Here is a 24,007-nt window from a genome sequence, read left to right as displayed (position 1 = left end):
CGGCGCTGAGCGCCGGGGCCCGCGCTCAGCCGGCGAAGGGGCTGAGCTGGACGCCGGCGTCGATCAGCGAGGCGCGGACCATCTCCGCGGCGGCGACCGCCCCGTGGCTGTCGCCGTGCAGGCAGATCGACTCGACCGGGCACGGAACGACGCTGCCGTCCACCGCCACCACGGTCCGCTCGGTGGCCATCCGGAGCGCGCGCTCGGCGACCTGCTCCGGGTCGGTCACCAGGGCACCCGGCGCGCCGCGGGGCACCAGGGTGCCGTTGGGCAGGTAGCCACGGTCGGCGAAGCCCTCGGCGACCACCCGCAGCCCGGCACCGACCGCCAGTTGGGCGAGCACCGACCCGGACGAGCAGAGCAACGGCAGCTGATCGTCGTACTCGCCGACCGCCGCCACCAGCGCCGCCGCCTGGGACTCGTCACGCGCCGCCGCGTGGTAGAGCGCGCCGTGCGGCTTCAGGTAGCGGACCCGGGTGCGGAACAGCCGGCAGAAGGCGTCCAGCGCGCCGAGCTGGTACACGACCTCGTCGCGCAGCTCCGCGAAGTCGTACGCGATGTGTCGCCGGCCGAACCCGGCCAGGTCCCGGTAGCCGACCTGGGCGCCCACCGCGACACCGCGGCGCGCCGCGGCCTCGCTGACCCGGCGCATCGTGGACGCGTCGCCGGCGTGGAAGCCGCAGGCGACGTTCGCGGAGGTGACCAGGCCCAGTAGCGCCTCGTCGTCGCCGAGCCGCCAGATGCCGAATCCCTCGCCCAGGTCAGCGTTGAGGTCCATGGAACCTGACGGTAGTACCTGGCCGGGCCTGCGCGAGCGGGGTCACGTCGGCCACCACCCCGATGACCGGATAGCCGCCGGTGGTGGGGTGGTCAGCCAGGAAGATCAACGGTTGGCCGTCCGCCGGCACCTGCACCGCGCCGAGCACGATCCCCTCGCTGGGCAGCTCGCCCGGCACCGCGCGGGGCAGGTCCGCGCCGACCAGTCGCGCGCCGACCCGGTTGCTCACCGGGCTGATCGTGTACGCGGTGTCGAAGAGCCGGTCGAACGCGGCCGGGGTGAACCAGTCGTCGCGCGGGCCGAGCCGGACGGCGAGCCGCAGCTCGTCGCGGGGCGACGGGCCGACGGTGAGGTCGACCGGTGCGGGCGGCCCGACCGGCACGCCGAGGGGCAGCCGGTCACCGTCGCGCAGCGCGGGCGGGCCCAGCCCGGAGAGGGTGTCGGTGGAGCGGCTGCCCAGGACCGGCGGTACGTCGATCCCGCCGCAGACCGCCAGCCAGCTGCGTACGCCGCGCCGGGCGGGGCCGATCCGCAGCACCGCCCCGGCCGGTACGGAGAGCGGCCGGCCCGCGTCGCCCGGACGCTGGTCCACCCGGACCTCCACCTCGGCGCCGATGAGGGCGACGGTGGCCGCCCGGGTCAGCCGCAGCGCGCAACCGGTCAGCGTGACCTCCAGCCCGGCGGCCGACTCCGGGTTGCCGACCAGCCGGTTCGCCAGCCGCATCGCGGTCGGGTCCAGTGCGCCGGAACGGGGCACGCCGAGGTGGGCGAAGCCGGGCCGGCCCAGGTCCTGCACCGTGGTGAGCGCCCCGGCCCGAAGCACCTCGAGGGCACCGGTCATGCTGAGCGCCCGTCGTTCGCGAGGCGGACTCGGGTGCCCGGGGTCAGCCGGGCCGGCGGGTCGGCGGCGACGTCGAAGAGCACCATTTCGGTCCGTCCGACCAGCAGCCAGCCACCCGGCGACGCGCTCGGGTAGATGCCGGCGTACGGGCCGGCCAGGGCGACCGAGCCGGCCGGCACGCGGGGGCGGGGGGTGGGCAGCCGGGGCAGCGCCAGCTCGGCCGGCAGCCCGGTCAGGTAGGGAAAGCCGGGCGCGAAACCGCAGAAGGCCACCCGGAACTCGGTGCCGGCCAGCCGCTCGACCACCGCCGGCACGGTGGTCGCCCAGTGCTCCGCGACGACCGGCAGGTCAGCGCCGTCGTACGTCACCGGCACCTCGACCGTCCCGGCGGCGCCCGCCACGGCGGCCGGACGCGGAACCAAGCTCGCAATCAACCGGGCGGTCGTCGCCGGGTCCGGGACCCCGTCGAGCAGGACGGTGGCGGCCGCCGGGACGATCTCGACGGCGGTCAACTCACCGAGATCGCGGCGGCGGGACAGCTCGGCCCGCCACGCCTCCACCCGAGCGGCGAGGTCGACCCCGGCCGGCGCGCCGGGTTCCGCGCAGTCGAGCAGCAGGGCGTGCGCCCCGACCGGCCGGATCCGCATCCCGCCATCTTCGCCGACCGCGGCCTGGCGTGGTACACACCGTCGCGGATGGATCCGCGTGACGAGACGCACTACTTCCAAGTAACCTACGGTGTCGTAGCCTGTTGTGGTGACCACCTCCGCACCGCTTCGGCTCAAGCCGGTCGACATCGGTAAACCCCGGATGCGCGGCTGGCTGCACGCGTACGCGTTCTTCGTCGCCCTGGTCTGCGGGATCGTGCTCTGCTCGATCGCCGCCACCCGGCCGGGCTGGGCGCCCCTGGTCAGCTGCGTCGTCTACAGCCTGACCGTCTGCGGGCTCTTCGGCACCAGCGCGCTCTACCACCGTCGCGTGTGGTCGGAGCGGGGCTACCAGATCATGCGCCGGATGGACCACTCGATGATCTTCGTGTTCATCGCCGGGACGTACACGCCGTTCTGCGTGCTGCTGCTGGAGCAGCGCCTGGCGACCATCATGCTCGCCACGGTCTGGGGCGGCGCACTCGCCGGCGTGGCGCTGAAAATGATCTGGCCGCACGCCCCCCGCTGGCTCTCCGCCCCGCTCTACCTGGCGCTGGGCTGGGTGGCGGTGGCGATGCTGCCGCAGATCCTGCACCAGGGCGGGGTGACGGCGCTGGTGCTGCTGCTGACCGGAGGCGCGATCTACAGCGTCGGCGCGGTCTTCTACGCGCTGCGCCGGCCGAACCCCTGGCCGACGGTCTTCGGCCACCACGAGTTCTTCCACGCCTGCACCCTGGTGGCCGCGATCTGCCACCACATCGCGATCTACTTCGCGCTCTTCGCCTGAGCCCGGGCACACCGAGGGCCCCGCGACGCTGCGGGGCCCTCGGGAGCAGTGGTTGGCTCAGACCGTGCGGCCGGGCCGACGCACCTCGCGGTACTCCTGCACGACCCGGTCGTCCTGCGCCGGCACCACCCGGTCGGTCACCACGCGGTCCTCGCGGACGGGGGCGCTGGTGACCACCGTGCGCCGGCGGCTGTTCCAGAAGTAGAGGGTGACGAGCAGGCCCGCGACACCGGCGAGCATGAGCACCCATCCGACGACGGCCAGGTTGAGCCAGCCCAGGTCGGCTTCCACGGCGAACGCGAAGATCGCACCCAGTGCGATCAGGAAAATGCTGCCACCAATGCCCATCGTCGCCTCCTCGGCTGTCAGCTGGCGTTACTTCCCGCCGCGGCCATCGGTGAGGTTGCGGCACCCATCGACTTACCCCGGCACCGTGATCGCCAATCGGGCAAGCTGGGGGCATGACGGACGGGTACGCCGGGGAACGGACACTGGTGCTGTTGCGGCACTCGAAGGCCGTGCAGTCCGAGGAGACTCCGGACGCGGATCGGCCACTGACCAGTCGAGGGCGGGCCGACGCGGAGGCCGCCGGCGCCTGGCTGGCCAAGCACGGTCTGCTGCCCGACGTGGTGCTCTGCTCCAACGCCCGGCGGACCCGGGAGACCTGGCACGGGGTGGCGATGGGCATGACCGGTGCGCCACCGGAGGGCGGTTCCGCCGGTCCCCGCCCGGACGTACGGTATGAGCCGGACGCTTACGAGGCGCACCCGGAGGACCTGTTGGCCCTGATCCGCCGGGTGGATCCGATGGCCCGCACGGTGCTGCTGATCGCGCACAACCCGGGGATCTCGCTGCTGTCGGCGCTGCTCGACCCGCAGCGGGCCGACCCGGAGGGGCTGCGCACCACCGACCTGGCCGTGCACCGCGGATCGCAGCCCTGGGCCGAGCTGGACCGGGGCGGCTCGGAGATCATCGACCGGCACACCGCACGCGGCTGAGCCACCCGCCGGTCGGCGGGTGGCTCGGCGTCACATGGCTCAGGAGGGTGGCGCGGTCGGCGGCGGTGGGTCCGGCGGCGGCGGCATCATCGCCGTCGGATGAGACAGCCGGTTCTCCTCCACGATGAGGGTGCGGGCCCGCTTGCGCCGGTCCTGCCAGAACCAGAGCGTGGTGAGCAGGACGCCCAACCCGGCCAGGATGAACACCCAGCCGACCGCGCGCAGGTCGACCCACCAGACGTTGGCTCTGATGGCGAAGGTCAGGATCGCGCCGATCGCGATCAGGAAGATCCCACTACCAATGCCCATGTGCGCTGCACTCCCCCGTGCGGTGGCTCCGGGCGCGTTCTGACGTGGTCCGGCGACGGTTACCCGCCACGGCCACGGGCTACCCGGCTCGGCTCACCGAATGCGCCACCGCATCCTGGCAACCGGACACTCGGCACAGAACGGGCGCGGCGGCGATAACCCCCTACGCACACCCTTTGCTCTGCTTCAGCGGCGGCAACACTTTCGGGCTCGGAGTGTCGCCTCGGCTGAAGCAGAGCAAAGGCGGCGAGAGGGCAGGCCGCCGCCCGCCCGCACCATCCTGTTGCCTCCGCTGAAGCAGAGCAGGGCGGCCAAGGCGTGCCACCGCCCCGCGTACAACGGGGCCGCCGCCACGGGCCGCAGCGCGGCCCGGGCCGGCACGGCGACGGCCGGCGGGCTGCTGCCCGCCGGCCGTCGTGCCGGTTCGTGGCCGGAGCAGGTCCGGCCGTGCGCCCGCGCCGGAGCGCGGGCCACGCCTCAGAAGGCTTCCTCCGGGAGGTCCATGATCTCCAGGTCGGCACCCTCGATGATCCGCCGGTCGGCGCCGATGCGGGGCAGCACCTCGCGGGCGAAGAACCGGGCGGCGGCCACCTTGCCGGTGTAGAACGCCTGGTCGGCGGTGGAGACCTCGCCGCTCAGCGCGCGCAGGGCCACGTCGGCCTGCTTCTGCAGCAGCCAGCCGACCACCAGGTCGCCGATCGCCAGCAGGAACCGCCGGCTGCTCAGCCCGACCTTGTAGAGCGCCCGGGCGTCGCCGCCCTGCGCCTCGCCCAGCCAGCCGGTCATCACGCCCAGCATGGTCTGGATCTCGGCGAGCGCCTTGCCGAGCGCCTGACGCTCCTCCTTGAGCTGGCCGTTGCCGGCCTCGGAGGTGATGAACTCCTGGATCTCGCCGGCGACCGCCATCAGCGCCTTGCCGTTGTCCCGGACGATCTTCCGGAAGACCAGGTCGAGGCTCTGGATCGCGGTGGTGCCCTCGTACAGGGTGTCGATCTTGGCGTCCCGGACGTACTGCTCCAGCGGGTAGTCCTGCAGGAAGCCCGAGCCGCCGAAGGTCTGCAGCGCCTCGTGCCCGAGCAGCTCGTACGCCCGCTCCGAGCCGACGCCCTTGACCAGCGGGAGCAGCAGGTCGTTGACCCGCTTCGCGAGCGCCGTGGCCTTCTCGTCGCCGGCCGCCTCGGCGATGGCGACCTTGTCCTGCCAGGAGGCGGTGTACAGGACCAGCGCGCGCAGGCCCTCGGCGTACGACTTCTGCATCAGCAGCGAACGCCGCACGTCCGGGTGGTGGGTGATGGTGACCCGAGGCGCTGCCTTGTCGGCCTGCTGGATCAGGTCGGCGCCCTGGACCCGGTTCTTCGCGTACTCGAGGGCGTTCAGGTAGCCGGTGGAGAGGGTGGCGATCGCCTTGGTGCCGACCATCATCCGGGCGTACTCGATGATCATGAACATCTGCCGGATGCCGTCGTGCCGGTCACCGAGCAGCCAGCCCTTGGCCGGTACGCCGTGCTCACCGAAGGTCATCTCGCAGGTGTTCGAGACCTTCAGGCCCATCTTGTGCTCGACGTTGGTGGCGAAGACGCCGTTGCGCTCGCCCAGCTCGCCGGTCTCCTCGTCGAAGTGGAACTTCGGCACGACGAAGAGGGAGAGACCCTTCGTGCCCGGGCCGCCGACGCCCTCGACGCCCACCGGGCGGGCCAGCACGTAGTGCACGATGTTGTCGGTCAGGTCGTGCTCACCTGAGGTGATGAAGCGCTTGACGCCCTCGATGTGCCACGAGCCGTCCGGCTGCTGGATGGCGCGGGCGCGGCCGGCGCCCACGTCCGAACCGGCGTCCGGCTCGGTCAGCACCATCGTGGAGCCCCACTGCTTGTCGATGAAGAGCTTGGCCCACTTCTTCTGCCGCTCGGTGCCCTCGACGTGCAGCACGTGGGCGAAGGACGGGCCGGAGGCGTACATCCAGACCGGGGCGTTCGAGCCGAGGACCAGCTCGGCGAGCGCCCACCAGAGGGCCCGCGGGGCGTTGGTGCCGTCCAGCTCCGGGGGAAGGTCCAGCCGCCAGAACTCGGACTCCATGAACGCGCGGTACGACTTCTTGAACGACTCCGGCAGCGGCGCGGTGTGCGTGGCCGGGTCGAAGACCGGCGGGTTCCGGTCGCTGTCCGTGTAGCTGGCGGCCAGATCCTCGCGGGCGAGGCGGTCGACCTCGGCGAGGAAGCTACGCGCGGTGTCGACGTCAAGGTCGGAGTACGGCTCCTGGCCGAACGCCCGGTCCGCCCCGAAGACCTCGAAGAGGTTGAACTCGAGGTCCCGAAGGTTGCTCTTGTAGTGGGTCATGCTCGCTGGCCCCCGCTTCCGGACAGGTGTTACCGATCAGTAACCCCGACTGTATTACCGGTGGGTAGGCAGCGACAAGATGATCGCCGAAGTGACAGCCATTACACACTTCCGGTTCGGGTGTGCCCCCGGCACGTCAGGCGAGCGTATGTCAGCTCTCCGCCGCGCCGACCTCCCAGCTCGGCACAGCCGCCGTCGCCCCGGTGCGGGGACCGGCGTACTCCATCAGGACCAGCGCGATGTCGTCGTCGAGCCGGCCGTGCACCCACTCCACCAGCGCGGTCTCCAGCGAGGCCAGCCCGTCGGCGACCGTGCCGTGGCCGAGCAGCCGCCAGGCCCGGTCGGCGGTCGGGAAGAACTCCCCGTCCCGGCGCGCCTCGCCCAGCCCGTCGGTGAAGAGCAGCAGCCGGTCACCCGGCTCCAGCCGCTCGACCCGGGGCCGTACCACCGGCATGAAGCCGAGCGGGGGCGCCGGCGCGGGCGGTTCGAGCGGGATCACCGCGCCGCGCCGCAGCAGCAACGGCGGCGGGTGCCCGCAGTTGACGATCGTGAGGGTGCCACCCCGCTCCTCGACCAGCGCGGCGGTCACGAAGTCCTCGTCGCCCACGCTGCGGGCCACCGCCCGGTCCAGGTCGGTGACGACCGCGCGCAGGTCGGCCCGCTCGTACGCCACGTGCCGGTAGGAGCCGAGCACGATGCTGGCCAACCGGACCGCGTCCAGGCCCTTGCCGCGTACGTCACCGATGATCATGCGGACGCCGTACGGGGTGTCGATCGCCTCGTACAGGTCACCGCCGATCTCCGCGGTGGCCGTGGAGGAGATGTAGCGCCCGGCGACCGAGAGCGTGCCGACCTGCGGGCCGAGCGGGCGCAGCACCGCCTGCTGGGCGACCGCGGCGAGCTTGGTCAGCTCGGCGATCCGCTCCGCCTGCCGCTGGCGCACCGAGGCCACCGAGGCCGCGATCGCGGTGGCCAGCGTGATGCCCGCCACGTTCACGCCGTTGACCAGGGAGATCGACCAGTCGCAGAGCGCGAAGGCGGTCCCGATCGCGGTGGCCGCGATGCCCACGCCGAGCACCACCCGCCAGGACGCCAGCGCCGCCGCGAGGAACGGAGCCCCCACCATCAGCGCGATGTAGTGCGCCGGCCGGCCGTCCGCCAGCTCGATCGCCGAGACGATCACGAGCAGGGCGAGGGCCGCGCCGAGGCCGGCGCGGGATCCGGGGCTCAGCGGGCTACGGCCCGACTGGAAGGGATGCGTGCGTACGAGGGACAGCATGCCTGATTGACGTGAACGGGTGAATGAACCTGGCCCGTCGTCTGAGGAGGTTCTGCCCGGCTGGATCGCGACACCGGTCCGATCGCCGTCGAGCACCGGGTCAGCCGAGCACCTCGTACCGGACCGTCGTCGCGCCGACGTCCAGGGAGGCGATGGTGGCGAAGGCGGCCCGGGACAGGTCGAGGCAGCGGCCGTCGATGAACGGCCCGCGGTCGTTGATGCGTACCGTGACGGACTTGCCGTTGGCCGGGTTGGTCACCCGGACCTTGGTGTTGAACGGCAGGGTCTTGTGCGCCGCGGTCAGCTCGTCCGGGTTGAAGTTCTCGCCGTTCGCGGTCAACTGCCCGTCGGAGTAGAACGACGCGCCGCAGCTGCCGCTCTCCAGCACCTTCGGAGCCGGCGCCGTCGTCTTCCGCTTGGTCGGGGAGGGCTTCGGTGCGGCGGTGCGCGCCTTGCCGCGCGAGGCCGCCTGCGCCGAGCGGCTGGCGGTCGGGCTCGGCGTGCTGCTCACGCTCGGCGACGCGGCCGGCGAGCTGGGTGCCGGCGTGCTCGCCGCGGTGGTGGGTGTGAGGTCGACGGCGACCGGGCGGGACTCGGCCGAACCCGAGGTCAGCTGCACGGTGCCGACGGTGCCGCCGATGGCGAGCGCCACCCCGACCGCCGCCGTGGCCGCAATGCCGGCCGGCGAGGAGATCCTGCGGGTACGGAGGTGCCTACCAGCCACCAGCCCGGTCCTTTCGTCGTGCCAACAAGCCGGGTCGGACCGTAACGAGAGAAGTACTTCCGAAGTCAACGTGATCATGGTGGTATGCCCGTATATGCAGGGATACGTGTAGCCGATCATCCGACCCACCGTCGGCCAGCCGGCCCCACTGCCCGCCCGCGCCGAGCCGGTGGCCGAAGATGGGCAGATGCCCGCCGAGCTGACCGAACGTCTGGCCCACCTGATCCGCTGGATCGACCCCGGCCCCGGCGCCAGCCACCTGGTCAGCGACGTGTCCGGTTGGTGGCGGGACCCGACGGTGCTGGCCGCGCTGGGGCCCGCCCTGGTGGCCCCGTTCCGCGCCGCCCGGCCGACCGTGGTGGTCTCTCCCGCGGTCACCGGTCTGCTGGTCGGCCCGCTGGCCGCGACCGCGCTCGGGGTGGGATTCGTGGCCGCGCACAAACCGGGCGACGGTCGACTGCCGGCCGGTCCACTGACCTGGGCGCAGAGCCCACCGGACTTCCGGGGTCGTCGGGTCGACCTGGCCGTCCGGGACCGGCACCTCGCGCCGGGCGACCGGGTGCTGGTCGTGGACGACTGGGTGGCCACCGGCGCCCAGGTCCGTGCCCTCTATGAGATCTGCGCGGCCCGCGGGGCCGAGCCGGTCGGCACCGCCGCCGTCGCCGTCGACTGCCCGCCGGAGGTCGCCGCGGAGTTGCGGGTCCGCGCCCTGGTCACCGCCACCGACCTGCCCGACTGAGGTTCCGCGGAGGGGCGCCCGCTAGACCGAGGTGATCCGGACGAACTCCTCGACCGCCATGCAGACCCGGCCGAGCGCGTCCGCCGAGGCGACCATCGGACCGGGCACCAGCAGCGAGTGGTCGGCGTCCAGGATCTCCAGCACGTGCCGGGTGAGCCGGCTGGCCAGCGGGCCGTCCCACAACGGGTCCGCGCCACCACCGATGAGCAGGAACGGTTCGGTGGCCCGCTCCAACGCCGCCACCACCTCCGGCATGTGCAGCAGCGGGGTGAGCCAGACAGCCGGCACCTGCCGCTCGGCGGCGAGCGGCGCGGCGAGACTGCCGAGCGACTTGCCGACCACCAGGTCGGTCGGTTCGGTCAGGCTCGCGGCGACCTGCTCGGCCACCCAGGCGCCGAGCTGGTCCTGGCCGAGCCCGCCGGGCACCTGCCACGAGATTTCGTGCAGGTCGAAGTCGGAGCGCCGGAGCGCCTCGCCGATGTAGGCGAAGAGCGGAGCCCGGGTGTCGTAGCCCTGCCCAGGGATGAGCACCGCCCGCCGATCCGCCATGATCGCCTCCTCATCCTCCGACAGCCGCTCCGTCACCGTAACGCCAGCGGCGGCGGCGCGGGGGTGGACGAAAACCGGCGGCGGGGGCGAGGGCTCTCGCCTAGCCTCGGCAGGATGTGGCCTCGGATCGGCGGACTGCGCACCCTCGCTCTCGGCACCCCCGGTGAGCTGCGGACGAACCTGAACGCCCTGGTGCTCGCCGGAGTGAAGACCGCGACCGCCGGGTTGCTCACCGAGTACGCCGCGGAGGGCGAGGAGCTGGAGCAGGTCGGCGAGCGGCTGGTCCTGGTCGACGACGCCGACCAGTTGGTGGGGGTCGTGCAGATCACCGGCGTCGAGGTGGTCCGCTTCGCCGACGTCAGCTGGGACTTCGCCCGGTCGGAGGGCGAGGGGGACCGCTCGATCGAGGACTGGCGCTCCGGCCACGCCGCCTACTGGGCACGTCTCGGCACGACGGTCACCGACGACACGGAGATCGCCTGCCTGCGCTTCCGGCTCACCTCCGCCGACGAGGGCGGCATCGGCACCGGCGACCTCGGCACCTGAGCAACCCGCGCGGGAGGTAGGTCGCGCGGGCCGCCCGCGCGTCTCAGCCGCGCAGCTCCGGCAGGAGGCGGGTGGCCACGTCCACCAGGATCTCCTCGTCCCCGGCGTACCAACTGCTGGCCCGGGGCCAGTGGGTGACCACGTCGGTGAAGCCCAGGCCGGCCGCCCGCTCGACCTGGCTGGCGAAGAAGTCGGCGCTGCTCAGCGAGAAGACCGGGGCCGCGTCCAGGGAGAGGTACCGGTCCAGGCTGGCCGGGTCGCGGCCGGCCTCGTCCAGCGTCCGGTCGAGTCGCGCCGAGAGCTCGGCGACCCCGTCCCACCAGGCCGCCAGGTCGTCGGCGTCGGTGCCGGTGGTGACCCAGCCCTGACCGAAGCGGGCCACCAGCCGCATCGAACGCGGACCGTTCGCGGCCAGCACGAACGGCACCCGCGGGGTCTGTACGCAGCCCGGGTTGCTGCGGGCGTCCACGGCGGCGAACCACTCGCCGCGCCAGGTGGTGCCGTCCTGCCGGAGCACCAGGTCGAGCAGCTCGGTGAACTCGGCGAACCGGTCCACCCGCTGGCGTGGGGGCAGGGTCTCGCCGCCGAGCACGGTGGCGTCGAAGCCGATGCCGCCGGCGCCGATGCCCAGTAGCAGCCGACCGTCGGAGACGTCGTCGAGCGCGGTGATCTGCCGGGCGAAGGCGGCCGGGTGCCGGAAGTTGGGCGAGGCGACGAGGGTGCCGAGGCGGATCCGGGAGGTGACCGTCGCCGCCGCGGTCAGGGTGGTGATCGAGTCGAACCAGGGCCCGTCGACGAGGTCCCGCCAGCCCAGGTGGTCGTACGTCCAGGCGTGGTCGAAGCCCCACTCGTCCGCCTGCCGCCAGCGCCGCTGCGACTCGGACCAACGCTGGTCGGGAAGGATCACGATGCCAATCCGCATGATCGCCAGCCTAGCCGGGCGGGCCGGGAACGGGCCTTGACCATGTATCGATCATCTATCTATCGTCAGCCCGTGGCCTCCATGCGCGAGCCGACCTTCCTCATCCTCACCGCGCTCGCCGGCGGGTCCCGGCACGGTTACGGCATCATTCAGGACGTCGCCGCGATCTCCGAGGCCCGCGTCCACCTGCTGCCCGGGACGCTCTACACCGCGCTGGACCGGCTCGTCGCGCAGGGGCTCGTCGCGCACGATCGGGATGAGCAGGTCGAGGGCCGGCTACGTCGCTACTACCGGCTCACCCACCAGGGACTCCAGGCCCTCGACGTCGAGACCGCCCGGCTCCGGCAGCTCACCAACGCCGCCGAGGCCCGGCTGCGCACCCTCCGGCCCCATACCGCCTGACCCCGCGCCACCCGAGACGAAGGGACGGCCATGCCGCCGACCGGCGACCCCCTCGCCAACCGCTACCGGAGGCTGCTGCTCTGCTATCCCCGCGAGTGGCGGCGGCTGCGCGGCGAGGAGATGGTGGCGGTGCTGCTGGAGTCCGCCACGCCGGGGCGGACGCGGCCGACGCCGCGTGAGACGGTCGACCTGCTCCGGCACGGCCTGCGCAGCCGACTCGGCCGGCCGGCCAGCTACACCGTCGTCGCCTGGGCCGTGCTCACCGCCGTGATCTGCGGGCTCTTCAGCGCCGCGCTGACCAGCTGGGTCGCCTGGCAGACCGCCCGGCCTCTGCCCGACCGGGCCGAGACCACCGCGCTCGTCGCCGAGGTGCTGCCGGGGTACGCCGCCAAGGAGATGGATTCCCCGACCGCGCTCTTCACCTTCTACAGCCAGCCGTTGCGGCTGGAGAACCTCGATTCCGTGCTGCTCGGCGACGGCGGCGAATACCAGCAGGGGGCCGTCGTGGCGGTCGTGACCGGCGTACCCCCCGCCTCGCAGCAGGAGACCCTCGCGCTCGCGCAGCGCCGGCTCCGGGAGACCGGCTGGCGGGTGTACCCGCCACACGTCGTGCCCGGCACGACGTGCACGGGCATCAGCTGCGACCCGGCGGCCCGCGACACCATGATCTTCGCCCGTCGGGGGGACACCGGCCTCGACCTGTCGTTGCCCGCCCGGCCCTCCGTCGACAGCACCCCCGTCACGGTGGCCCTGCGCCGGGCGACCCCGCCCGCCGTCCTGCCCGCCGGTGTCCTCGGTGGACTGATCGGCGCCGTCGCCGGCTGGCTGGTGTTCGGCTGGGCCAGCCGCCGCACCGAACGACCCCACCGCGCCGCCGACGCCGTCACCGTCCTGCACACGATCACCATGCTGCTCTGGTGGTCGCCGGCGGTGCTGGCCGCGCCGCAGCTGCTACAGCACCATCGCGACGAACCGCACCCGGTGTGGCACCCGCTCTGGGAGTGGCTCGGCCAGCCCGCGCTCTCGCTCTTCTTCGTGGTCGGCGCCGGCTGCGCCCTCTGCGGGCTGGCGCTCGCCACCCTGCCGCGACGCGATCCCGGCCCGCTGACCACCACCGCCACCGGCTGAGCGGGTCACCGACCCGGTCACGTGGGGCCGAGCAGCTCGTCGACCACGTCCAGCAGGGCGTCCGTCACCGTGACGGGACTGCTCTTACCCCTGACCAGCGCCGTGCAGGGCGCCCGACGTAGCCAGAACTCCGCGGTGGCGCCGGTCGCGTCCGCCACCAGCAGGGAATCCATGGCGGTCGGCGGCGGATAGCCCGGATAACTACCGCAGTTCGTGACCTTGCCCTTGGCGCTCGCGGTGTTGAGCACCGGGCGGATGGCCTCGGCCCCGTCCCGATCGCTCTCCTGCCGAGTCAGCCGGGCCGTGGTCTGACCGATCTCGTACCGGCAGGCTGTCACGGCCACCAGTCGGGTCGGCAGCTGCGGCCGCTGACTGGGGTTGTCGACCGAGATCCGGTCGTCCAGACCGGAGCGGTTCGGGGTCAGCCGGAGCCGGCTGACCGGCAGCGTCGATGGGCAGGCTGGGGTCACAATGCTGGCCGGTGCCGTCCGCGCCAACACCTGCGCGCGGTACCGGTCGAGGAAGCCGGCGAACAGCTCCGGGTCGAGCCCCCGACCCTGGGCGCCGCTCACCACCACCTGGCAGTTGTTGCTGGTGTAGACGGTGACCGGGGCACGGTCGCGGTAGCGCAGCACGTAGGCGATGTCGGAGTAGCGGGCCTGCATGGTGCAGCGGAGGCCCTCGCCGTCGTCCGGCTGCCCGGCCGCCGGTGACCTGCCGCCGGGCCTGGTCTGCTGCGGCGGCAGGGAGTTGAGCATCCGCACGAGGTCACCGACCCCGGTGGTCAGCACCCGGGGGGCACTCGGCGGGGTCCCGCCCATGCCGGCCGGATGCGGCACCTCGCATGCCGTGATCTCCACGGCGCCCTCGGGCACCAGCGGCTCGGACCCGCCGTACCGGGCCGACTGAAGATCCGGGAACTCGCTGAGGTCGGCCGGACAACGCAGCTCGGTCACGGTCGGGTCGGCCACCGTGTGCCGGGCCGGGGCACGGTCGCCGCCGGTCATCAGCGCGGTGCCGCCGGCGCCCAGCCCGATGGTGAGGACCACCGCGAGCAGGAGGCTCCCGGTCTGGCGGCGCCGACGCCGGCGCACCCGCCGGGCCACCGCGCCGAGCCGGTCCGGCGGCGCCGGCAGCGGGGGGACCGCCCCGGTCAGCAGGAGTTTGATGTCCTCGTCCTCGTACGTCACGTCATGACCTCCACGCGGCGAAGAGCTCAAGATTCGGGTCGGTGCGCAGGGTCCGGAGCGCGCGGAAGGCCTGCACCTTGACCGTGCCGTGCGAGCACCCCAGCAGTTCGGCGGTCCGCTCCACGCTGAGGTCCTCGACATAGCGCAGCACCACGATGGCCCGCTGTTGGCGGGTCAGCCGGGCCAGGGCGCGACGTAACGCGTCCCGGTCGGCGGATTCGGTGGCCACGTCGCCGTACCCGGGCTCGTCCGTCGCCCGGCCCGGGATCTCACCGCGCCAACGACGTCGCCACCAGGAGACGTACGTGGTGAACAGCGCCTTCCGCACGTACGCCTCGGGATACCCGGCGGTGGTGATCCTGGCCCAGCGCCGCCAGGCGTCCGCGAGGACCGTCTGCAACAGGTCCTCGGCCCGACCCGCGTCACCGGTGAGCAGCCACGCCGAACGCAGCAGCACCCCGGACCGCGCCGCGACGAACTCGGCGAAGCCCTCCGGTGGCGTCAGTTCCCCGGATCGCTGCATGTGTATGTGTACCTCCCGGCTGGTAAACGCGCTGGGAGGGCGGTCGGGTTAACGCCGTACCCACGTTTATCGGACGGCGCGCGGGCGCCACCGGTTGCTACGGTTCCGCGATGCCCGAACTCCAGCGGCTCGACGCACGGCACGCCCCCGCACTGCTCCGCTTCGAGCGGGAGAACCGGGCCTTCTTCGCACGATCGGTGCCGGACCGCGGCGACGACTACTTCACCGGCTTCGCCGCCCGGCACGCGGCGCTGCTCGCGGAGCAGTCGGCCGGCCTGATCCACTTCCACGTCCTGGTCGACGACGACGGGGCCGTGCTGGGCCGGTTCAACCTGGTCGACGTCGCCGACGGCGGCGCCGAGTTGGGCTTCCGGGTGGCCGAGCGGGCCACCGGGCGTGGGGTCGCCACCGGCGGCGTCCGCCGCGTCTGCGACCTGGCCCGCGACGAGTACGGGCTGCGCCGGCTGGTCGCGTCGGCCGCGTTGGAGAACGCCGGCTCGCTCGGAGTGCTCCGGCGGACCGGGTTCACCCCGATCGGCGACGTCGTGCTCGACGGTCGTCCCGGGCTGCGCCACCTCCGCGAGTTGACGAACTAGTCGGGGTGGTTGCGGCCTGCCCCGAGGTGGGTACGGACGGTGGCATGGCAGATCGACCTCGGCTGAGCCTGACCACCACCGTGCTGGATGCGCCCGACGCCCGGGAACTCGCCGCGTTCTACGAACGCCTGCTCGGGTGGTCGCGGAATGAGGACGAGCCGGACTGGGTGACGCTGCGCGCGCCGGACGGCGGCGCCGGCCTGGCGTTCCAGAGCGAGCCGGCCTACGTACGACCGGTCTGGCCGGCCGGTCCGCACGATCCGCAGATGATGGCCCACCTCGACATCAAGGTCGACGACCTGGCGGCGGCCTCGGCCCACGCGGTGGCCGCGGGCGCCACCCTGGCCGACTTCCAGCCCCAGGACGACGTACGGGTTCACCTCGACCCGGCCGGCCACCCGTTCTGCCTCTACCTCTGAACGGCACGCGGATGGCCTGCGGCGATGCTGCCGCAGGCCATCCACTCACGGTGTCTCGGTTGCTAGGACCGCTTCACCAGTTGAGCTGTCGACACCTCCGGCGCGGCGGCTTCGGGGGCCGCGGTCCGGGCGCCTGACGACGGGGCGACCGACCTGAGCCCGGTACCCCAGCCCGCGGGCGGCGACGGCGGATAGAGGTAGAACGTGCCGACGACGTCGACCACCACGTTGGTGTATCCGGAGAGGTTGTGGACGTTGAACTTGTTGTCCGCGCCGATCATCGTCTGCACCGCGTTGGACACCAGCGAGCCCGCCCGGGGGTTCATGTTCGACGTGCCCGGTCGGGTCGCGCCCGACGGCCACACCGTGAGGACGGTCGTCGAGGTGGGCTTGACCGCCGTCACGTTCGTCGCCAGAGCCCACGTGTCGGTGCCCGCGATCGTCGCCGGCGTCGGGATCGTCGCGACGCCGCCCGGGCCGAGCCGCGACGGCCAGCCCTGACCACTACGCGTGTCCGCGATCCGGGTCGGCGCGGTCGACTGGAACCGCAGGCCGTCGGGGAGCGACCCGTCGTCGTAGAACCCGACGATGTCGACCACGATGTGCGCCGGCGAGTGCGTGTACACCCCGATGGAGGGCCAACCGGTCGCGCTGCCGCACCGGTCACACGGGCTCGTCGGCACGATCGCGAAGTTCGGCACGGTGGCGCCGGCGGTGTAGTTCAGCGTCGACGTGTCGGGCTGGCCGCCCGCGTAACCGTTCCAGGCGGTCAGGAAGCCCGCCGACGACGGCTGGGTCGCCGTGATGTTCACCGCGAACGCCCGGATCTTCGAGTTGTTCGTTCCCCAGTTCGCCGCCGAGTTGATGTAGTACCCGCCGGGGATGCGGCCGTCGCCCCAGGTGCGGGTGTCGGTCAGGCGGACCGGCTTGGCCAGCGGGTGGTACTGGCCGCCCATGTACCCCGAGCAGCACTCGTGGCCCTTGGAGTAGTAGCCGACGACGTCGATGATGACGTGCGACGAGCCGGTGTTGTTGTAGACGTTCACCTTGCCGCCGGTGCCGACCTTCACCGTGACCGAGTTCGCGCCGGTCCACCCCTTGGTGAAGTTCACCGAGGACGCGGTCGGGCGCGACAGACCGGCCGGGTAGACGGTGACGAATCCGTCGGTGGTCGGGCCGGTGACGGTCACGTTCAGCACCACCGTGCCGGCCTCGGTCGTCACGCCGCCCGAGCCGGTCACCTGGAGGCCGACCACCGAGCCGGGCCCGATCGGGCGCTTCGGAGCGCCCTTGCCGTACCGGGTGTCCATGATTCGGTACGGCGAAATCGGGTAGTAGGTGCCGCGGTCGTCGGAGTAGCCAGAGACGCCCAGCGAAACCTCGGTCTTACCGGTGAAGCTGTTGTCCGGAAGCGTCAGCATCGCCCCGACCTGCTCCGTCGACGGGCGCGCCACCGCGCTCATCGAGCAGGTCTGCCCCTTGTTCAGGGTCTTCTGCGAGCAACCGTCGCTGGTGATCTTGAACATGCCGGCGTTTTCGCCCTGGACGCTCGCCTTGCCGAAGGTGATCGGCAGGTCGGTGGCCCCGGTGAGCGTCACGGTCTGCGGCGCCGACGTGTCGTACGCGGGCACGTAACCGAAGCTCACGTACGGCGGAGAGGCGGTGGTGTCACGGGGGTCGTAGCCGGTGAGCGAGAGCAGCCGCCTGACCTTGCCGGCGACCGAGTTCTCGACCAGCGTCAACAGGGCGGTCTGCTCACCGAGGACCGAGGCCTTCGGTGTGACGGTCAGCTGGCAGGTCTGCCCGTACGTCAGGGTGTTGCCGGAGCAGGTGTTGGCCGAGATCTCGAAGGCGCCCGGGTCCGCGCCGGAGAGGGAGGCGGCGCCGAACGTGGTCGGCTCACTTCCGTTGACCTCGACCGTGACGGCCTTCGGCGTGCCGGGCATACCGGCCGGCTGCTGCCCCGCCTGGAGCCGGTACTCCCAGCTGTCCGTCGCCCGGTAGCCGATGCTGGACTGGAAGCGGATCTCACCCTTCGCCCGGCCGCTCGCGCCGCAGGGGACGGAGTAGGTGGCGGCGAAGGCGGTGAACTTCCCGTCGTCGCCGTACTCCGCCTCAGTGACGTCGAGGGTTCCCGGGGTGCTGCTCCAGTCGCAGCTCTGGCCGTCCCCGCTGACGTTCAGGACGGTGGTCGACTGCTGGGGAGAGAAGTTCCGCGTCGTCTGATAGGTCTGTCCCGCCACGAAGCGGGTGCCGATGGGCGGTGTCACGTCGAGGTAGTGCCATTGGTTCGTCGTGAAGCCGCGCATCACGAGCGCGTAGCCGTTGGCATTCTGCTGGTAGAGCTCCAGCGTGTTCCGGGACGCCTCGTACGAGAAGCTCCCGTCGATGTAGCCCAGGCCCTCGAAGTTCATGGTCAGGGCGGTGTGGGGAGCCGACGGCGGCGTGACGTCCGCCGCCTGTGCCGGCCCGGCGGATGCTGTGGTGATGACGAGAAGTGCGATGGCGCCCACCAGGGCGCCGCGAAGGGTACGCACGAATCCCCCATGACGGTCAGGGTTTTGAGGCCCGGACAGATGCCGGGCTCCGGGAGCGTAGGGAGCCGGAACGATCTCCGGCAATGGCCGACCGGACGAACCTGGGCAGCGATCGAGCCCGATTACGGCGAGCTGCGACGGTTTCCAAGGTGGCGCCGAATCGAACCGGGGCCCGCTCCGAAAGGAGGGGCCCCGGCGTCGACGACTGACGAATTCAGTTGCGGGCCGCCGCCCCGCTGCATTTACCTGCGGTCATGCCTTCGGAATCCATCGACTCGTACTTCGTCTGCGCCACTCCGCGCACCGGGAGTTCGCTGCTGCTGGGGCTGCTGGAGTCCAGCGGGGTCGCCGGTCAACCGCAGGCCTACTTCCGCGCACCCGACGAGCCGATGTGGGCCGACCGGTGGCAGCTCGCCCGCACGGCCGAAGGCGGGTTCGACTATGCGGACTACATCCGGGCCGCACTGGCCACCGGGCGGACCGACAACGGCGTGTTCGGCGCGAAGCTGATGTGGGGCACCCTGGACGAACTCGTCGGCAAGCTCGCGACGGTCTACCCGCACCTGAGGGGCAACGACCTCGCGCTACTGGAAAAGGCTTTCGGCCGTACCCGTTTCGTCTTCCTGCGCCGTGAGGACCTGGTGGCCCAAGCGGTGTCCTGGCTACGCGCGGAGCAGACCGCCAAGTGGTTCGTCGGTGGCAACGGTGAGATCAGCGGCAGCGCCGGCAACGGGCAGGCGCCCCGCTTCGACGCGGACGGCATCCGCCACTTCATCGAAGTGATCACCGAACACAACGCGGCGTGCGAGGCCTGGTTCGCCTCGTGGGGGATTCAGCCGCACGTCGTGCGATACGAGGAGCTGGACGCGGACATGCTCACCACGACGCGCCGCATCCTCGACTTCCTCGGGCTCGACCTGCCCGTCGGGAGCACGATCGCCGCCCGACACCAACGCCAAGCCGATGAGGTCAACGAGCAATGGATCGACCGCTACCGACACCAGGAGCCATGACGCCGCGGGAAGCGGGCGCCCGCCCTGAGCTCTGGTTGCTACGGTCACCCCCGTGGTCGAGGAGCGGACGCAGGGTTATCTCCGGACGGTCGATGAGGCACTGCCGGGCTACGTGCGTGGCCTCTACCTCGTCGGGTCCGCCGCGCTCGGCGCCTGGCAGCCCGGGGTCAGCGACGTCGACATGGTGGTCATGACCTCACGACCGGCGACAGTCGACGACCTCGCCCAGCTCGCGCGGATCCATGCCGAGCTGCCTCGCCCGCCCCATCTCGACGGTGTCTACCTGGAGCCCGCGCTGGCACGGTCCTGGCCGGATGACCGGCGAAGCGTCCCGTTCGTGGTCGGCGGCGAGTTCAAGACCGACAAGCCCTGCGGTGAACTGACGCCGGTGCTGTGGCTGACCCTGCAGCGATACGGCATCCCGGTCCGTGGCCCGGCCGTTGCCGCGCTGGGCGTACAGGTCGACCCGGAGCAGGTACGCCGCTACAACCTCGACAACCTGCGGGAGTACTGGCAGTCGACAGCGGCAACGATTCCGTCAGCGCTGGCCGGCGTGGCTCCCGACGCGGAAATGGACGCCGGCACGGTGAGCTGGTTCGTGCTCGGGCCCGCGCGGTCGCACTACACGCTGGCCCACGGTGACATCATCTCGAAGGCCACGGCGGGCGACTATCTCGCGCACTTGTTCCCGGAGTACGCGGATCTCGCCCATCGAGCGGTCCGCTGGCGTGCGGGCGAGGCGGAACGGTTCACCGCCGCAGACCTCGCCGCCGCAGCCGACAGCGTCAACGCGGTCGCCGCCGACGCCTGGCACCGCTTCGCGTCGTCCTGACAAGGCTGGAAGGCAGAAATTGGCACCGCAGGTTTCGCCGCGCAGGGCCTCGGCCGCCCTTGTCGTCCTGTCCCTCACCGCGTTCGCGTTCATCACGACCGAGCTGCTGCCGATCGGTCTGCTCACCCTCATCGCGCCCGATCTCGACCGCTCACGCTCGCAGGTGGGCCTGCTGGTCAGCGGGTACGCGGTGGTGGTCGTGCTGGCGTCCGTGCCGCTGGCCCGGTTGACCCAACGGGTTCCCCGCCGCCAACTGCTCGGCGTCACCATGCTTCTGTTCGCCGCCGCGAACGCCGTGGCCGCGTTCGCGTCGACGTACGCCGTGCTGGCCGGCGCCCGCCTCGTCACCGCGCTCACCCAGGCGCTGTTCTGGTCCGTCGTCTCGCCCGCCGTGACCGGCCTCTTTCCGGTCGCGGTGCGCGGTCGGGTGGTGGCGCTGTTCTCGACCGGGGCGGCGCTCGCCCCGGTGCTCGGGGTTCCGGCCGGCACCTGGCTCGGGCAGCAGGCCGGCTGGCGGGCGGCGTTCGCGGTGATGGCCGGGATCGGCGTGGTGGCTGCCGCCGTGGTTGTCGTGCTGATCCCGTCCTACTCGCCGGAGTCCGGCGGCGCCGCTCGTGGCACCTCGCCCGACGCGCGGCGCTTCGCGATGCTCCTGATCGCGACCGCCGTCGGTGTCGGCGGCTTCCTGATCCTGCAGACCTACGTCACGCCGCTCCTGCTCGACGTCAGCGGCTTCACCGACGCCGCGCTGGCACCACTGCTCTTCGTCTCCGGCGCGGCCGGCGTGGTCGGCACGATCATCGTGGCCCGCACCCTCGACACCCACCCGACCGCGTCGCTGCTGGCACCGCTGAGCATCGGCGCCGCTTCCCTGCTCGGCCTGTACGCACTCGGCGCGCTCCGACCCGCCACGGTCGTGCTGCTCGCCGGCGTCGGCATCGCCTACGCGGCGTTCGCCACCGCCGTGCAGAACCGGATGCTGCAACTCGCCCCCGGCAGCACCGATCTCGCCTCGGCCGGCGTCAGCACCGCCTTCAACGCGGGCATCGCCGCCGGATCGCTGCTCGGCGGAATCCTGCTGCCCGGACCGGGACCGCGGCTGCTCGCCTTGATCGGTGGGCTCCTGACCCTGGCCGCACTCGCGGTGCTCGCCGTCGACGCGTGGCGGCACCGTGCCCGGCCCGCAGCCGGCCCCGCGATGCCGGCGGCCCACCCATCGAAAGTAACGGAGAGGCGAGATGGCCAACCGGGCTCGCGCAGCCGCACTGGTGGCGTTGGCGAAGCTGCGGAATCAGGGATGTCCGATCGCCTCACCCGATGACCGCGAGCGCCTCGTCGACATCGGCTTCCGCCGCTGGGACAGCTTCCATCGGCGACACCCTCGCATCCGTCGGCCGTCGCACGAGGCCAGGATCCGCGATCTGGTACGCGGGCTGGTCGAGGCAGTCGAGCCCGAACCGCGCTTGGTCGGCCCCATGGTGAAGGACTACGAGTGCGTCGCGGAGGCTGTCGCCGCCGCAGCTTCCTTGCCGCGGGAGCCTTGATCGGCCCGAACCGCCGGTTTGGCAGGACGCGCTGAACCGACTGTGCTGCCGAAACGCCTGCGGTACCGTCGGCCCCGCTGACCCGCAACACCAGAACGAGATCATCCGCGCGGCGCTCGGGCGCGCTCTTTCCGCCCGTGTTCGCGGATGTTCCGCAGCGTCTTCAGCGCCTTCTTGGCCGCGGTACTGACGTGCGCGCCGGTTCGCACCCTGGCGTGGTCCTCGGCCGCGAGGCGCGTCAAGACTTTCTCAGCTCGATCGTCGCCGGTAGCGCCGAGTGCTCGTGCTGCCCAGAAGCGCACTTCCGGATCGTCGTGTGAGGTCGCCTGGATCAGGCGGTCGAGCGTTTTGGTGGCAGGGCGCGCCAGCGCGGCCGACAGGTAGCCGGCACGCACGGGCCGACGGGGCGACTCCAGCGCAGTCCACAACTGCTCGATGGCCTCGTCGTCGCCGATGTCAGCCAGGGCGTACGCGGCAGCGGCTCTGACGTGCTCGGCTGGGTCATCGAGCACCTGTGCGAGGGGCGTGATCGTGCTGGGGTCGCGGATCTCTCCCAGAGCTTCGCAGGCGCTCTCGCGGACGAGAGCATCCGGGTGACGAAGTAGGTCGATCAGCACCGGGGCGGCCGCCTGAAGGCGCAGGATGCCGCAGCCGGTCGCGGCCCACGCCTGGCATCCGTACTCCTCGTCGCCAAGCGCGGCGAGGAGCGCTTCGGCCAGCGACTCGTCACCGAACAGCACAAGGAGATTCAACGCGCGGGAGTAGATCTCGGGGTCGAAGTTCCGGTACCCGGTCACGATCTCCTTGAGGGCCTGCTTCGAGGCCGCGTCCCCTCTCTCCGCCCCAGCCAAGAGGGCATGCAGTGCGTCCAACCGAACCTCATGGTCACGGTGAGTCAGCTCCCAGGATCGGTCAGGCACAGATGACAACCTAGATCAGCGGGAAGGCGGCGGCTGACCCTCGGCATGGCCTAGAACCACGGAAGCCCTGGCGGGACATCTGTCCTGACCAGGGCTTCCGTATGTGGAGCGGGTGACGGGAATCGAACCCGCACTGTCAGCTTGGGAAGCTGATGTTCTGCCATTGAACTACACCCGCAAGCGGCACCACTGTACCTGAGTCACCAGCCCCGTGCACCCAGGTACCCCTCGGCGCGAGGCGCGCCGGACGCCCGTTCGACGAGGCGGGCGGCGGAGATGCGTCGACGACCCGACCGGGCCGGTCACGGCCCACGCTGGGCAGGAAAAGTTTCCCCACGACAAGGTATGGGCGTTCTCAAATCTGTCGATCGGTTGTAACGTCGGCCACACGTTTCAGCCACGGCGTGACACACCCCCTGTCACGCCGACAGAAAGAGGTGGGCCCATGGGACTCCGTCCCAACCTGCTGACCCGGCGTGCCGCCGGTGTCGCGTCGACGACCCTCGCGCTGCTGCTCAGCACCGCCGCGGTGGGCGTCGTCCCGGCCGCTTCGGCCTTCGCCGCCGCCCCGGCCGAGACCTGCTCGGAGCCGGCCGACGTCCACTCGGACGCCCGCGTCAAGGCGGGCGGCGCGGCCAAGCACGAACCCAACGAGCTGACCGTCAAGCAGGCCCAGGAGCGGGAGGCCGACCTGGCCGCCGCGCTGCGAGAGCGCAGCAACAAGCGAGCCGGCGCCGCCCCGCTGGCCGCCATCACCATCCCGGTCGTCGTGCACGTGATCCAGCGCGACAGCACCCGGGCCGGCGGCAACATCCCGGACTCGATGATCAACTCGCAGATCAGCGTGCTGAACCAGGCCTACGCCGGCGGCACCGGAGGCGCGGCGACCGCCTTCGGCTTCCAGCTGACGAAGATCAACCGGGTGACCAACCCGGCCTGGTACCCGATCGTGTACGGCTCGTCCGCCGAGCGGCAGATGAAGACCGCGCTGCGCGAAGGCGGCAAGAACACCCTCAACGTCTACCTGGGCGAACTGAGCGACGACCTGCTGGGCTGGGCCACCTTCCCGCAGCGGAAGCTGAGCAGCACGGACGGCGTGGTCGTGCTGGGCGAGTCGCTGCCCGGCGGCACCTCCACCAACTACAACCAGGGCGACACCGGCACCCACGAGGTCGGCCACTGGCTGAACCTCTACCACACCTTCCAGGGTGGCTGTGGTGGCCAGGGCGACAGCGTCAGCGACACCCCGGCCGAGGCCTCGCCGGCCTACCAGTGCCCGACCGGGCGGGACACCTGCACCGCGACCGGCCTGGACCCGATCACCAACTTCATGGACTACACCTACGACTCGTGCATGTACCAGTTCACCGCTGGGCAGGCGAGCCGGATGCTGACCGCGTGGAACGCCTACCGCGCCGCGTAGCCGATCCGCGTACCACCGGTGCCGGCC

The 24,007-nt window shown here is 71.8% G+C and carries 26 protein-coding genes and 1 tRNA gene; 12 read left to right on the top strand and 15 right to left on the bottom strand.

The genetic code is table 11. The features are described from left to right. Positions 1 to 25: 25 nt before the first annotated feature. Genes ACIP9D_RS05580 through ACIP9D_RS05570 form a run of 3 tightly spaced genes read right to left on the bottom strand, consistent with a single transcriptional unit; the run spans position 26 to position 2,266 of the window. A complete protein-coding gene (locus tag ACIP9D_RS05580) occupies positions 26 to 778 on the bottom strand; it encodes a 5-oxoprolinase subunit PxpA (protein ID WP_350868488.1) in 753 nt (250 codons plus the stop codon). Further along, entirely contained in the window at positions 762 to 1,619 is an 858-nt protein-coding gene (locus ACIP9D_RS05575) for a biotin-dependent carboxyltransferase family protein (RefSeq protein WP_350868490.1), read from the bottom strand. The genes ACIP9D_RS05580 and ACIP9D_RS05575 overlap by 17 nt, the downstream gene beginning before the upstream one ends. Further along, on the bottom strand, positions 1,616 to 2,266 hold the full coding sequence (locus tag ACIP9D_RS05570; protein WP_350868492.1) for an allophanate hydrolase subunit 1: 651 nt from the start codon (positions 2,264 to 2,266) through the stop codon (positions 1,616 to 1,618). Before ACIP9D_RS05570 ends, ACIP9D_RS05575 begins: the two co-directional genes overlap by 4 nt. A 109-nt stretch (positions 2,267 to 2,375) precedes the next feature. Here ACIP9D_RS05570 and ACIP9D_RS05565 point away from each other — a divergent pair, with 109 nt between their 5' ends. Next, positions 2,376 to 3,053, top strand: coding sequence for a hemolysin III family protein (locus ACIP9D_RS05565; protein WP_350868493.1), 678 nt, complete (start codon positions 2,376 to 2,378; stop codon positions 3,051 to 3,053). A 57-nt stretch (positions 3,054 to 3,110) separates the two neighbouring features. Here the strand turns inward: ACIP9D_RS05565 and ACIP9D_RS05560 are convergent, their stop codons facing one another. After that, positions 3,111 to 3,401, bottom strand: coding sequence for a DUF6458 family protein (locus tag ACIP9D_RS05560; RefSeq protein ID WP_350868495.1), 291 nt, complete (start codon positions 3,399 to 3,401; stop codon positions 3,111 to 3,113). A 113-nt stretch (positions 3,402 to 3,514) separates the two neighbouring features. On the opposite strand from ACIP9D_RS05560, the gene ACIP9D_RS05555 reads away from it, so the two are divergent. Next, complete coding sequence (locus ACIP9D_RS05555) at positions 3,515 to 4,051, top strand: histidine phosphatase family protein (RefSeq protein ID WP_350868496.1); 537 nt, start codon at positions 3,515 to 3,517, stop codon at positions 4,049 to 4,051. Positions 4,052 to 4,090: 39 nt separating this feature from the next. Here the strand turns inward: ACIP9D_RS05555 and ACIP9D_RS05550 are convergent, their stop codons facing one another. The 4 genes from ACIP9D_RS05550 to ACIP9D_RS05535 all read right to left on the bottom strand — a co-directional run bounded on the left by ACIP9D_RS05550 (position 4,091) and on the right by ACIP9D_RS05535 (position 8,697). Continuing rightward, positions 4,091 to 4,360, bottom strand: a complete 270-nt coding sequence (locus ACIP9D_RS05550) for a DUF6458 family protein (protein ID WP_013730795.1) — start codon at positions 4,358 to 4,360, stop codon at positions 4,091 to 4,093. A 477-nt stretch (positions 4,361 to 4,837) separates the two neighbouring features. Continuing rightward, entirely contained in the window at positions 4,838 to 6,694 is a 1,857-nt protein-coding gene (locus ACIP9D_RS05545; protein WP_350868498.1) for an acyl-CoA dehydrogenase, read from the bottom strand. A gap of 151 nt (positions 6,695 to 6,845) precedes the next feature. After that, on the bottom strand, positions 6,846 to 7,973 hold the full coding sequence (locus tag ACIP9D_RS05540) for a PP2C family protein-serine/threonine phosphatase (RefSeq protein ID WP_350868499.1): 1,128 nt from the start codon (positions 7,971 to 7,973) through the stop codon (positions 6,846 to 6,848). 100 nt (positions 7,974 to 8,073) lie between these two features. Next, positions 8,074 to 8,697 carry a septal ring lytic transglycosylase RlpA family protein gene (locus ACIP9D_RS05535; RefSeq protein WP_350868501.1) on the bottom strand — a complete coding sequence of 208 codons (624 nt, stop codon included), beginning with the start codon at positions 8,695 to 8,697 and terminating at the stop codon, positions 8,074 to 8,076. A 187-nt stretch (positions 8,698 to 8,884) separates the two neighbouring features. Between ACIP9D_RS05535 and ACIP9D_RS05530 the strand changes: the two genes are divergently transcribed. Then, on the top strand, positions 8,885 to 9,436 hold the full coding sequence (locus ACIP9D_RS05530) for a phosphoribosyltransferase family protein (protein WP_350868503.1): 552 nt from the start codon (positions 8,885 to 8,887) through the stop codon (positions 9,434 to 9,436). Between the two features lie 21 nt (positions 9,437 to 9,457). On the opposite strand, the gene ACIP9D_RS05525 is transcribed toward ACIP9D_RS05530, so the two are convergent. Beyond that, complete coding sequence (locus ACIP9D_RS05525; RefSeq protein WP_350868505.1) at positions 9,458 to 9,985, bottom strand: alpha/beta hydrolase; 528 nt, start codon at positions 9,983 to 9,985, stop codon at positions 9,458 to 9,460. A 114-nt stretch (positions 9,986 to 10,099) separates the two neighbouring features. On the opposite strand from ACIP9D_RS05525, the gene ACIP9D_RS05520 reads away from it, so the two are divergent. Further along, on the top strand, positions 10,100 to 10,531 hold the full coding sequence (locus ACIP9D_RS05520; RefSeq protein ID WP_350868507.1) for an ASCH domain-containing protein: 432 nt from the start codon (positions 10,100 to 10,102) through the stop codon (positions 10,529 to 10,531). A 43-nt stretch (positions 10,532 to 10,574) separates the two neighbouring features. Here ACIP9D_RS05520 and ACIP9D_RS05515 read toward each other — a convergent pair whose 3' ends face one another. Further along, positions 10,575 to 11,453 carry an LLM class flavin-dependent oxidoreductase gene (locus ACIP9D_RS05515; RefSeq protein ID WP_350868509.1) on the bottom strand — a complete coding sequence of 293 codons (879 nt, stop codon included), beginning with the start codon at positions 11,451 to 11,453 and terminating at the stop codon, positions 10,575 to 10,577. Positions 11,454 to 11,534: 81 nt separating this feature from the next. Here ACIP9D_RS05515 and ACIP9D_RS05510 point away from each other — a divergent pair, with 81 nt between their 5' ends. Both ACIP9D_RS05510 and ACIP9D_RS05505 read left to right on the top strand, forming a co-directional pair. Next, on the top strand, positions 11,535 to 11,855 hold the full coding sequence (locus tag ACIP9D_RS05510) for a helix-turn-helix transcriptional regulator (RefSeq protein WP_350868825.1): 321 nt from the start codon (positions 11,535 to 11,537) through the stop codon (positions 11,853 to 11,855). A gap of 30 nt (positions 11,856 to 11,885) precedes the next feature. Continuing rightward, positions 11,886 to 12,983, top strand: a complete 1,098-nt coding sequence (locus ACIP9D_RS05505) for a hypothetical protein (RefSeq protein WP_350868511.1) — start codon at positions 11,886 to 11,888, stop codon at positions 12,981 to 12,983. A gap of 17 nt (positions 12,984 to 13,000) precedes the next feature. Here ACIP9D_RS05505 and ACIP9D_RS05500 read toward each other — a convergent pair whose 3' ends face one another. Then, a complete protein-coding gene (locus tag ACIP9D_RS05500; protein ID WP_350868513.1) occupies positions 13,001 to 14,173 on the bottom strand; it encodes a hypothetical protein in 1,173 nt (390 codons plus the stop codon). A 1-nt stretch (position 14,174) separates the two neighbouring features. After that, positions 14,175 to 14,696, bottom strand: a complete 522-nt coding sequence (locus tag ACIP9D_RS05495) for a SigE family RNA polymerase sigma factor (protein WP_350868515.1) — start codon at positions 14,694 to 14,696, stop codon at positions 14,175 to 14,177. 110 nt (positions 14,697 to 14,806) lie between these two features. Between ACIP9D_RS05495 and ACIP9D_RS05490 the strand changes: the two genes are divergently transcribed. Together ACIP9D_RS05490 and ACIP9D_RS05485 are read left to right on the top strand one after the other, a co-directional pair. Beyond that, a complete protein-coding gene (locus ACIP9D_RS05490) occupies positions 14,807 to 15,292 on the top strand; it encodes a GNAT family N-acetyltransferase (protein WP_350868517.1) in 486 nt (161 codons plus the stop codon). Between the two features lie 44 nt (positions 15,293 to 15,336). Then, a complete protein-coding gene (locus ACIP9D_RS05485; RefSeq protein WP_350868519.1) occupies positions 15,337 to 15,711 on the top strand; it encodes a VOC family protein in 375 nt (124 codons plus the stop codon). A gap of 62 nt (positions 15,712 to 15,773) precedes the next feature. Here the strand turns inward: ACIP9D_RS05485 and ACIP9D_RS05480 are convergent, their stop codons facing one another. After that, positions 15,774 to 18,248, bottom strand: a complete 2,475-nt coding sequence (locus tag ACIP9D_RS05480; RefSeq protein ID WP_350868520.1) for a choice-of-anchor D domain-containing protein — start codon at positions 18,246 to 18,248, stop codon at positions 15,774 to 15,776. A gap of 254 nt (positions 18,249 to 18,502) precedes the next feature. Here ACIP9D_RS05480 and ACIP9D_RS05475 point away from each other — a divergent pair, with 254 nt between their 5' ends. From ACIP9D_RS05475 to ACIP9D_RS05465, 3 genes are read left to right on the top strand one after another with little or no spacing between them, the layout of a single operon-like run. Next, positions 18,503 to 19,261: a Stf0 family sulfotransferase gene (locus tag ACIP9D_RS05475; RefSeq protein ID WP_350868522.1), complete on the top strand. Its 759-nt coding sequence runs from the start codon at positions 18,503 to 18,505 to the stop codon at positions 19,259 to 19,261. 52 nt (positions 19,262 to 19,313) lie between these two features. Next, a complete protein-coding gene (locus ACIP9D_RS05470; protein ID WP_350868524.1) occupies positions 19,314 to 20,093 on the top strand; it encodes an aminoglycoside adenylyltransferase domain-containing protein in 780 nt (259 codons plus the stop codon). Positions 20,094 to 20,112: 19 nt separating this feature from the next. Continuing rightward, complete coding sequence (locus ACIP9D_RS05465) at positions 20,113 to 21,414, top strand: MFS transporter (RefSeq protein WP_350868526.1); 1,302 nt, start codon at positions 20,113 to 20,115, stop codon at positions 21,412 to 21,414. Between the two features lie 324 nt (positions 21,415 to 21,738). On the opposite strand, the gene ACIP9D_RS05460 is transcribed toward ACIP9D_RS05465, so the two are convergent. Next, positions 21,739 to 22,509, bottom strand: coding sequence for a HEAT repeat domain-containing protein (locus ACIP9D_RS05460; protein ID WP_350868528.1), 771 nt, complete (start codon positions 22,507 to 22,509; stop codon positions 21,739 to 21,741). Positions 22,510 to 22,661: 152 nt separating this feature from the next. Beyond that, positions 22,662 to 22,735: transfer RNA gene (locus tag ACIP9D_RS05455), tRNA-Gly, on the bottom strand. Between the two features lie 267 nt (positions 22,736 to 23,002). Between ACIP9D_RS05455 and ACIP9D_RS05450 the strand changes: the two genes are divergently transcribed. Next, on the top strand, positions 23,003 to 23,980 hold the full coding sequence (locus ACIP9D_RS05450; RefSeq protein WP_350868530.1) for a zinc metalloprotease: 978 nt from the start codon (positions 23,003 to 23,005) through the stop codon (positions 23,978 to 23,980). The last annotated feature ends 27 nt before the right edge of the window (positions 23,981 to 24,007 follow it).

This window comes from Micromonospora sp. NPDC093243, assembly GCF_044753725.1.
Taxonomy (GTDB): Bacteria; Actinomycetota; Actinomycetes; order Mycobacteriales; family Micromonosporaceae; genus Micromonospora.
This window is presented reverse-complemented; position numbering and strand designations above follow the sequence as displayed.

What these genes read in the sequence shown, in the direction of transcription:
- ACIP9D_RS05580 (WP_350868488.1), bottom strand. Translation starts at nt 778, where the DNA reads ATGGACCTCAACGCTGACCTGGGCGAGGGATTCGGCATCTGGCGGCTC.
- ACIP9D_RS05575 (WP_350868490.1), bottom strand. Translation starts at nt 1,619, where the DNA reads ATGACCGGTGCCCTCGAGGTGCTTCGGGCCGGGGCGCTCACCACGGTG.
- ACIP9D_RS05570 (WP_350868492.1), bottom strand. Translation starts at nt 2,266, where the DNA reads ATGCGGATCCGGCCGGTCGGGGCGCACGCCCTGCTGCTCGACTGCGCG.
- ACIP9D_RS05560 (WP_350868495.1), bottom strand. Translation starts at nt 3,401, where the DNA reads ATGGGCATTGGTGGCAGCATTTTCCTGATCGCACTGGGTGCGATCTTC.
- ACIP9D_RS05555 (WP_350868496.1), top strand. Translation starts at nt 3,515, where the DNA reads ATGACGGACGGGTACGCCGGGGAACGGACACTGGTGCTGTTGCGGCAC.
- ACIP9D_RS05550 (WP_013730795.1), bottom strand. Translation starts at nt 4,360, where the DNA reads ATGGGCATTGGTAGTGGGATCTTCCTGATCGCGATCGGCGCGATCCTG.
- ACIP9D_RS05545 (WP_350868498.1), bottom strand. Translation starts at nt 6,694, where the DNA reads ATGACCCACTACAAGAGCAACCTTCGGGACCTCGAGTTCAACCTCTTC.
- ACIP9D_RS05540 (WP_350868499.1), bottom strand. Translation starts at nt 7,973, where the DNA reads ATGCTGTCCCTCGTACGCACGCATCCCTTCCAGTCGGGCCGTAGCCCG.
- ACIP9D_RS05530 (WP_350868503.1), top strand. Translation starts at nt 8,885, where the DNA reads ATGCCCGCCGAGCTGACCGAACGTCTGGCCCACCTGATCCGCTGGATC.
- ACIP9D_RS05525 (WP_350868505.1), bottom strand. Translation starts at nt 9,985, where the DNA reads ATGGCGGATCGGCGGGCGGTGCTCATCCCTGGGCAGGGCTACGACACC.
- ACIP9D_RS05520 (WP_350868507.1), top strand. Translation starts at nt 10,100, where the DNA reads ATGTGGCCTCGGATCGGCGGACTGCGCACCCTCGCTCTCGGCACCCCC.
- ACIP9D_RS05515 (WP_350868509.1), bottom strand. Translation starts at nt 11,453, where the DNA reads ATGCGGATTGGCATCGTGATCCTTCCCGACCAGCGTTGGTCCGAGTCG.
- ACIP9D_RS05510 (WP_350868825.1), top strand. Translation starts at nt 11,535, where the DNA reads ATGCGCGAGCCGACCTTCCTCATCCTCACCGCGCTCGCCGGCGGGTCC.
- ACIP9D_RS05505 (WP_350868511.1), top strand. Translation starts at nt 11,886, where the DNA reads ATGCCGCCGACCGGCGACCCCCTCGCCAACCGCTACCGGAGGCTGCTG.
- ACIP9D_RS05495 (WP_350868515.1), bottom strand. Translation starts at nt 14,696, where the DNA reads ATGCAGCGATCCGGGGAACTGACGCCACCGGAGGGCTTCGCCGAGTTC.
- ACIP9D_RS05490 (WP_350868517.1), top strand. Translation starts at nt 14,807, where the DNA reads ATGCCCGAACTCCAGCGGCTCGACGCACGGCACGCCCCCGCACTGCTC.
- ACIP9D_RS05485 (WP_350868519.1), top strand. Translation starts at nt 15,337, where the DNA reads ATGGCAGATCGACCTCGGCTGAGCCTGACCACCACCGTGCTGGATGCG.
- ACIP9D_RS05475 (WP_350868522.1), top strand. Translation starts at nt 18,503, where the DNA reads ATGCCTTCGGAATCCATCGACTCGTACTTCGTCTGCGCCACTCCGCGC.
- ACIP9D_RS05450 (WP_350868530.1), top strand. Translation starts at nt 23,003, where the DNA reads ATGGGACTCCGTCCCAACCTGCTGACCCGGCGTGCCGCCGGTGTCGCG.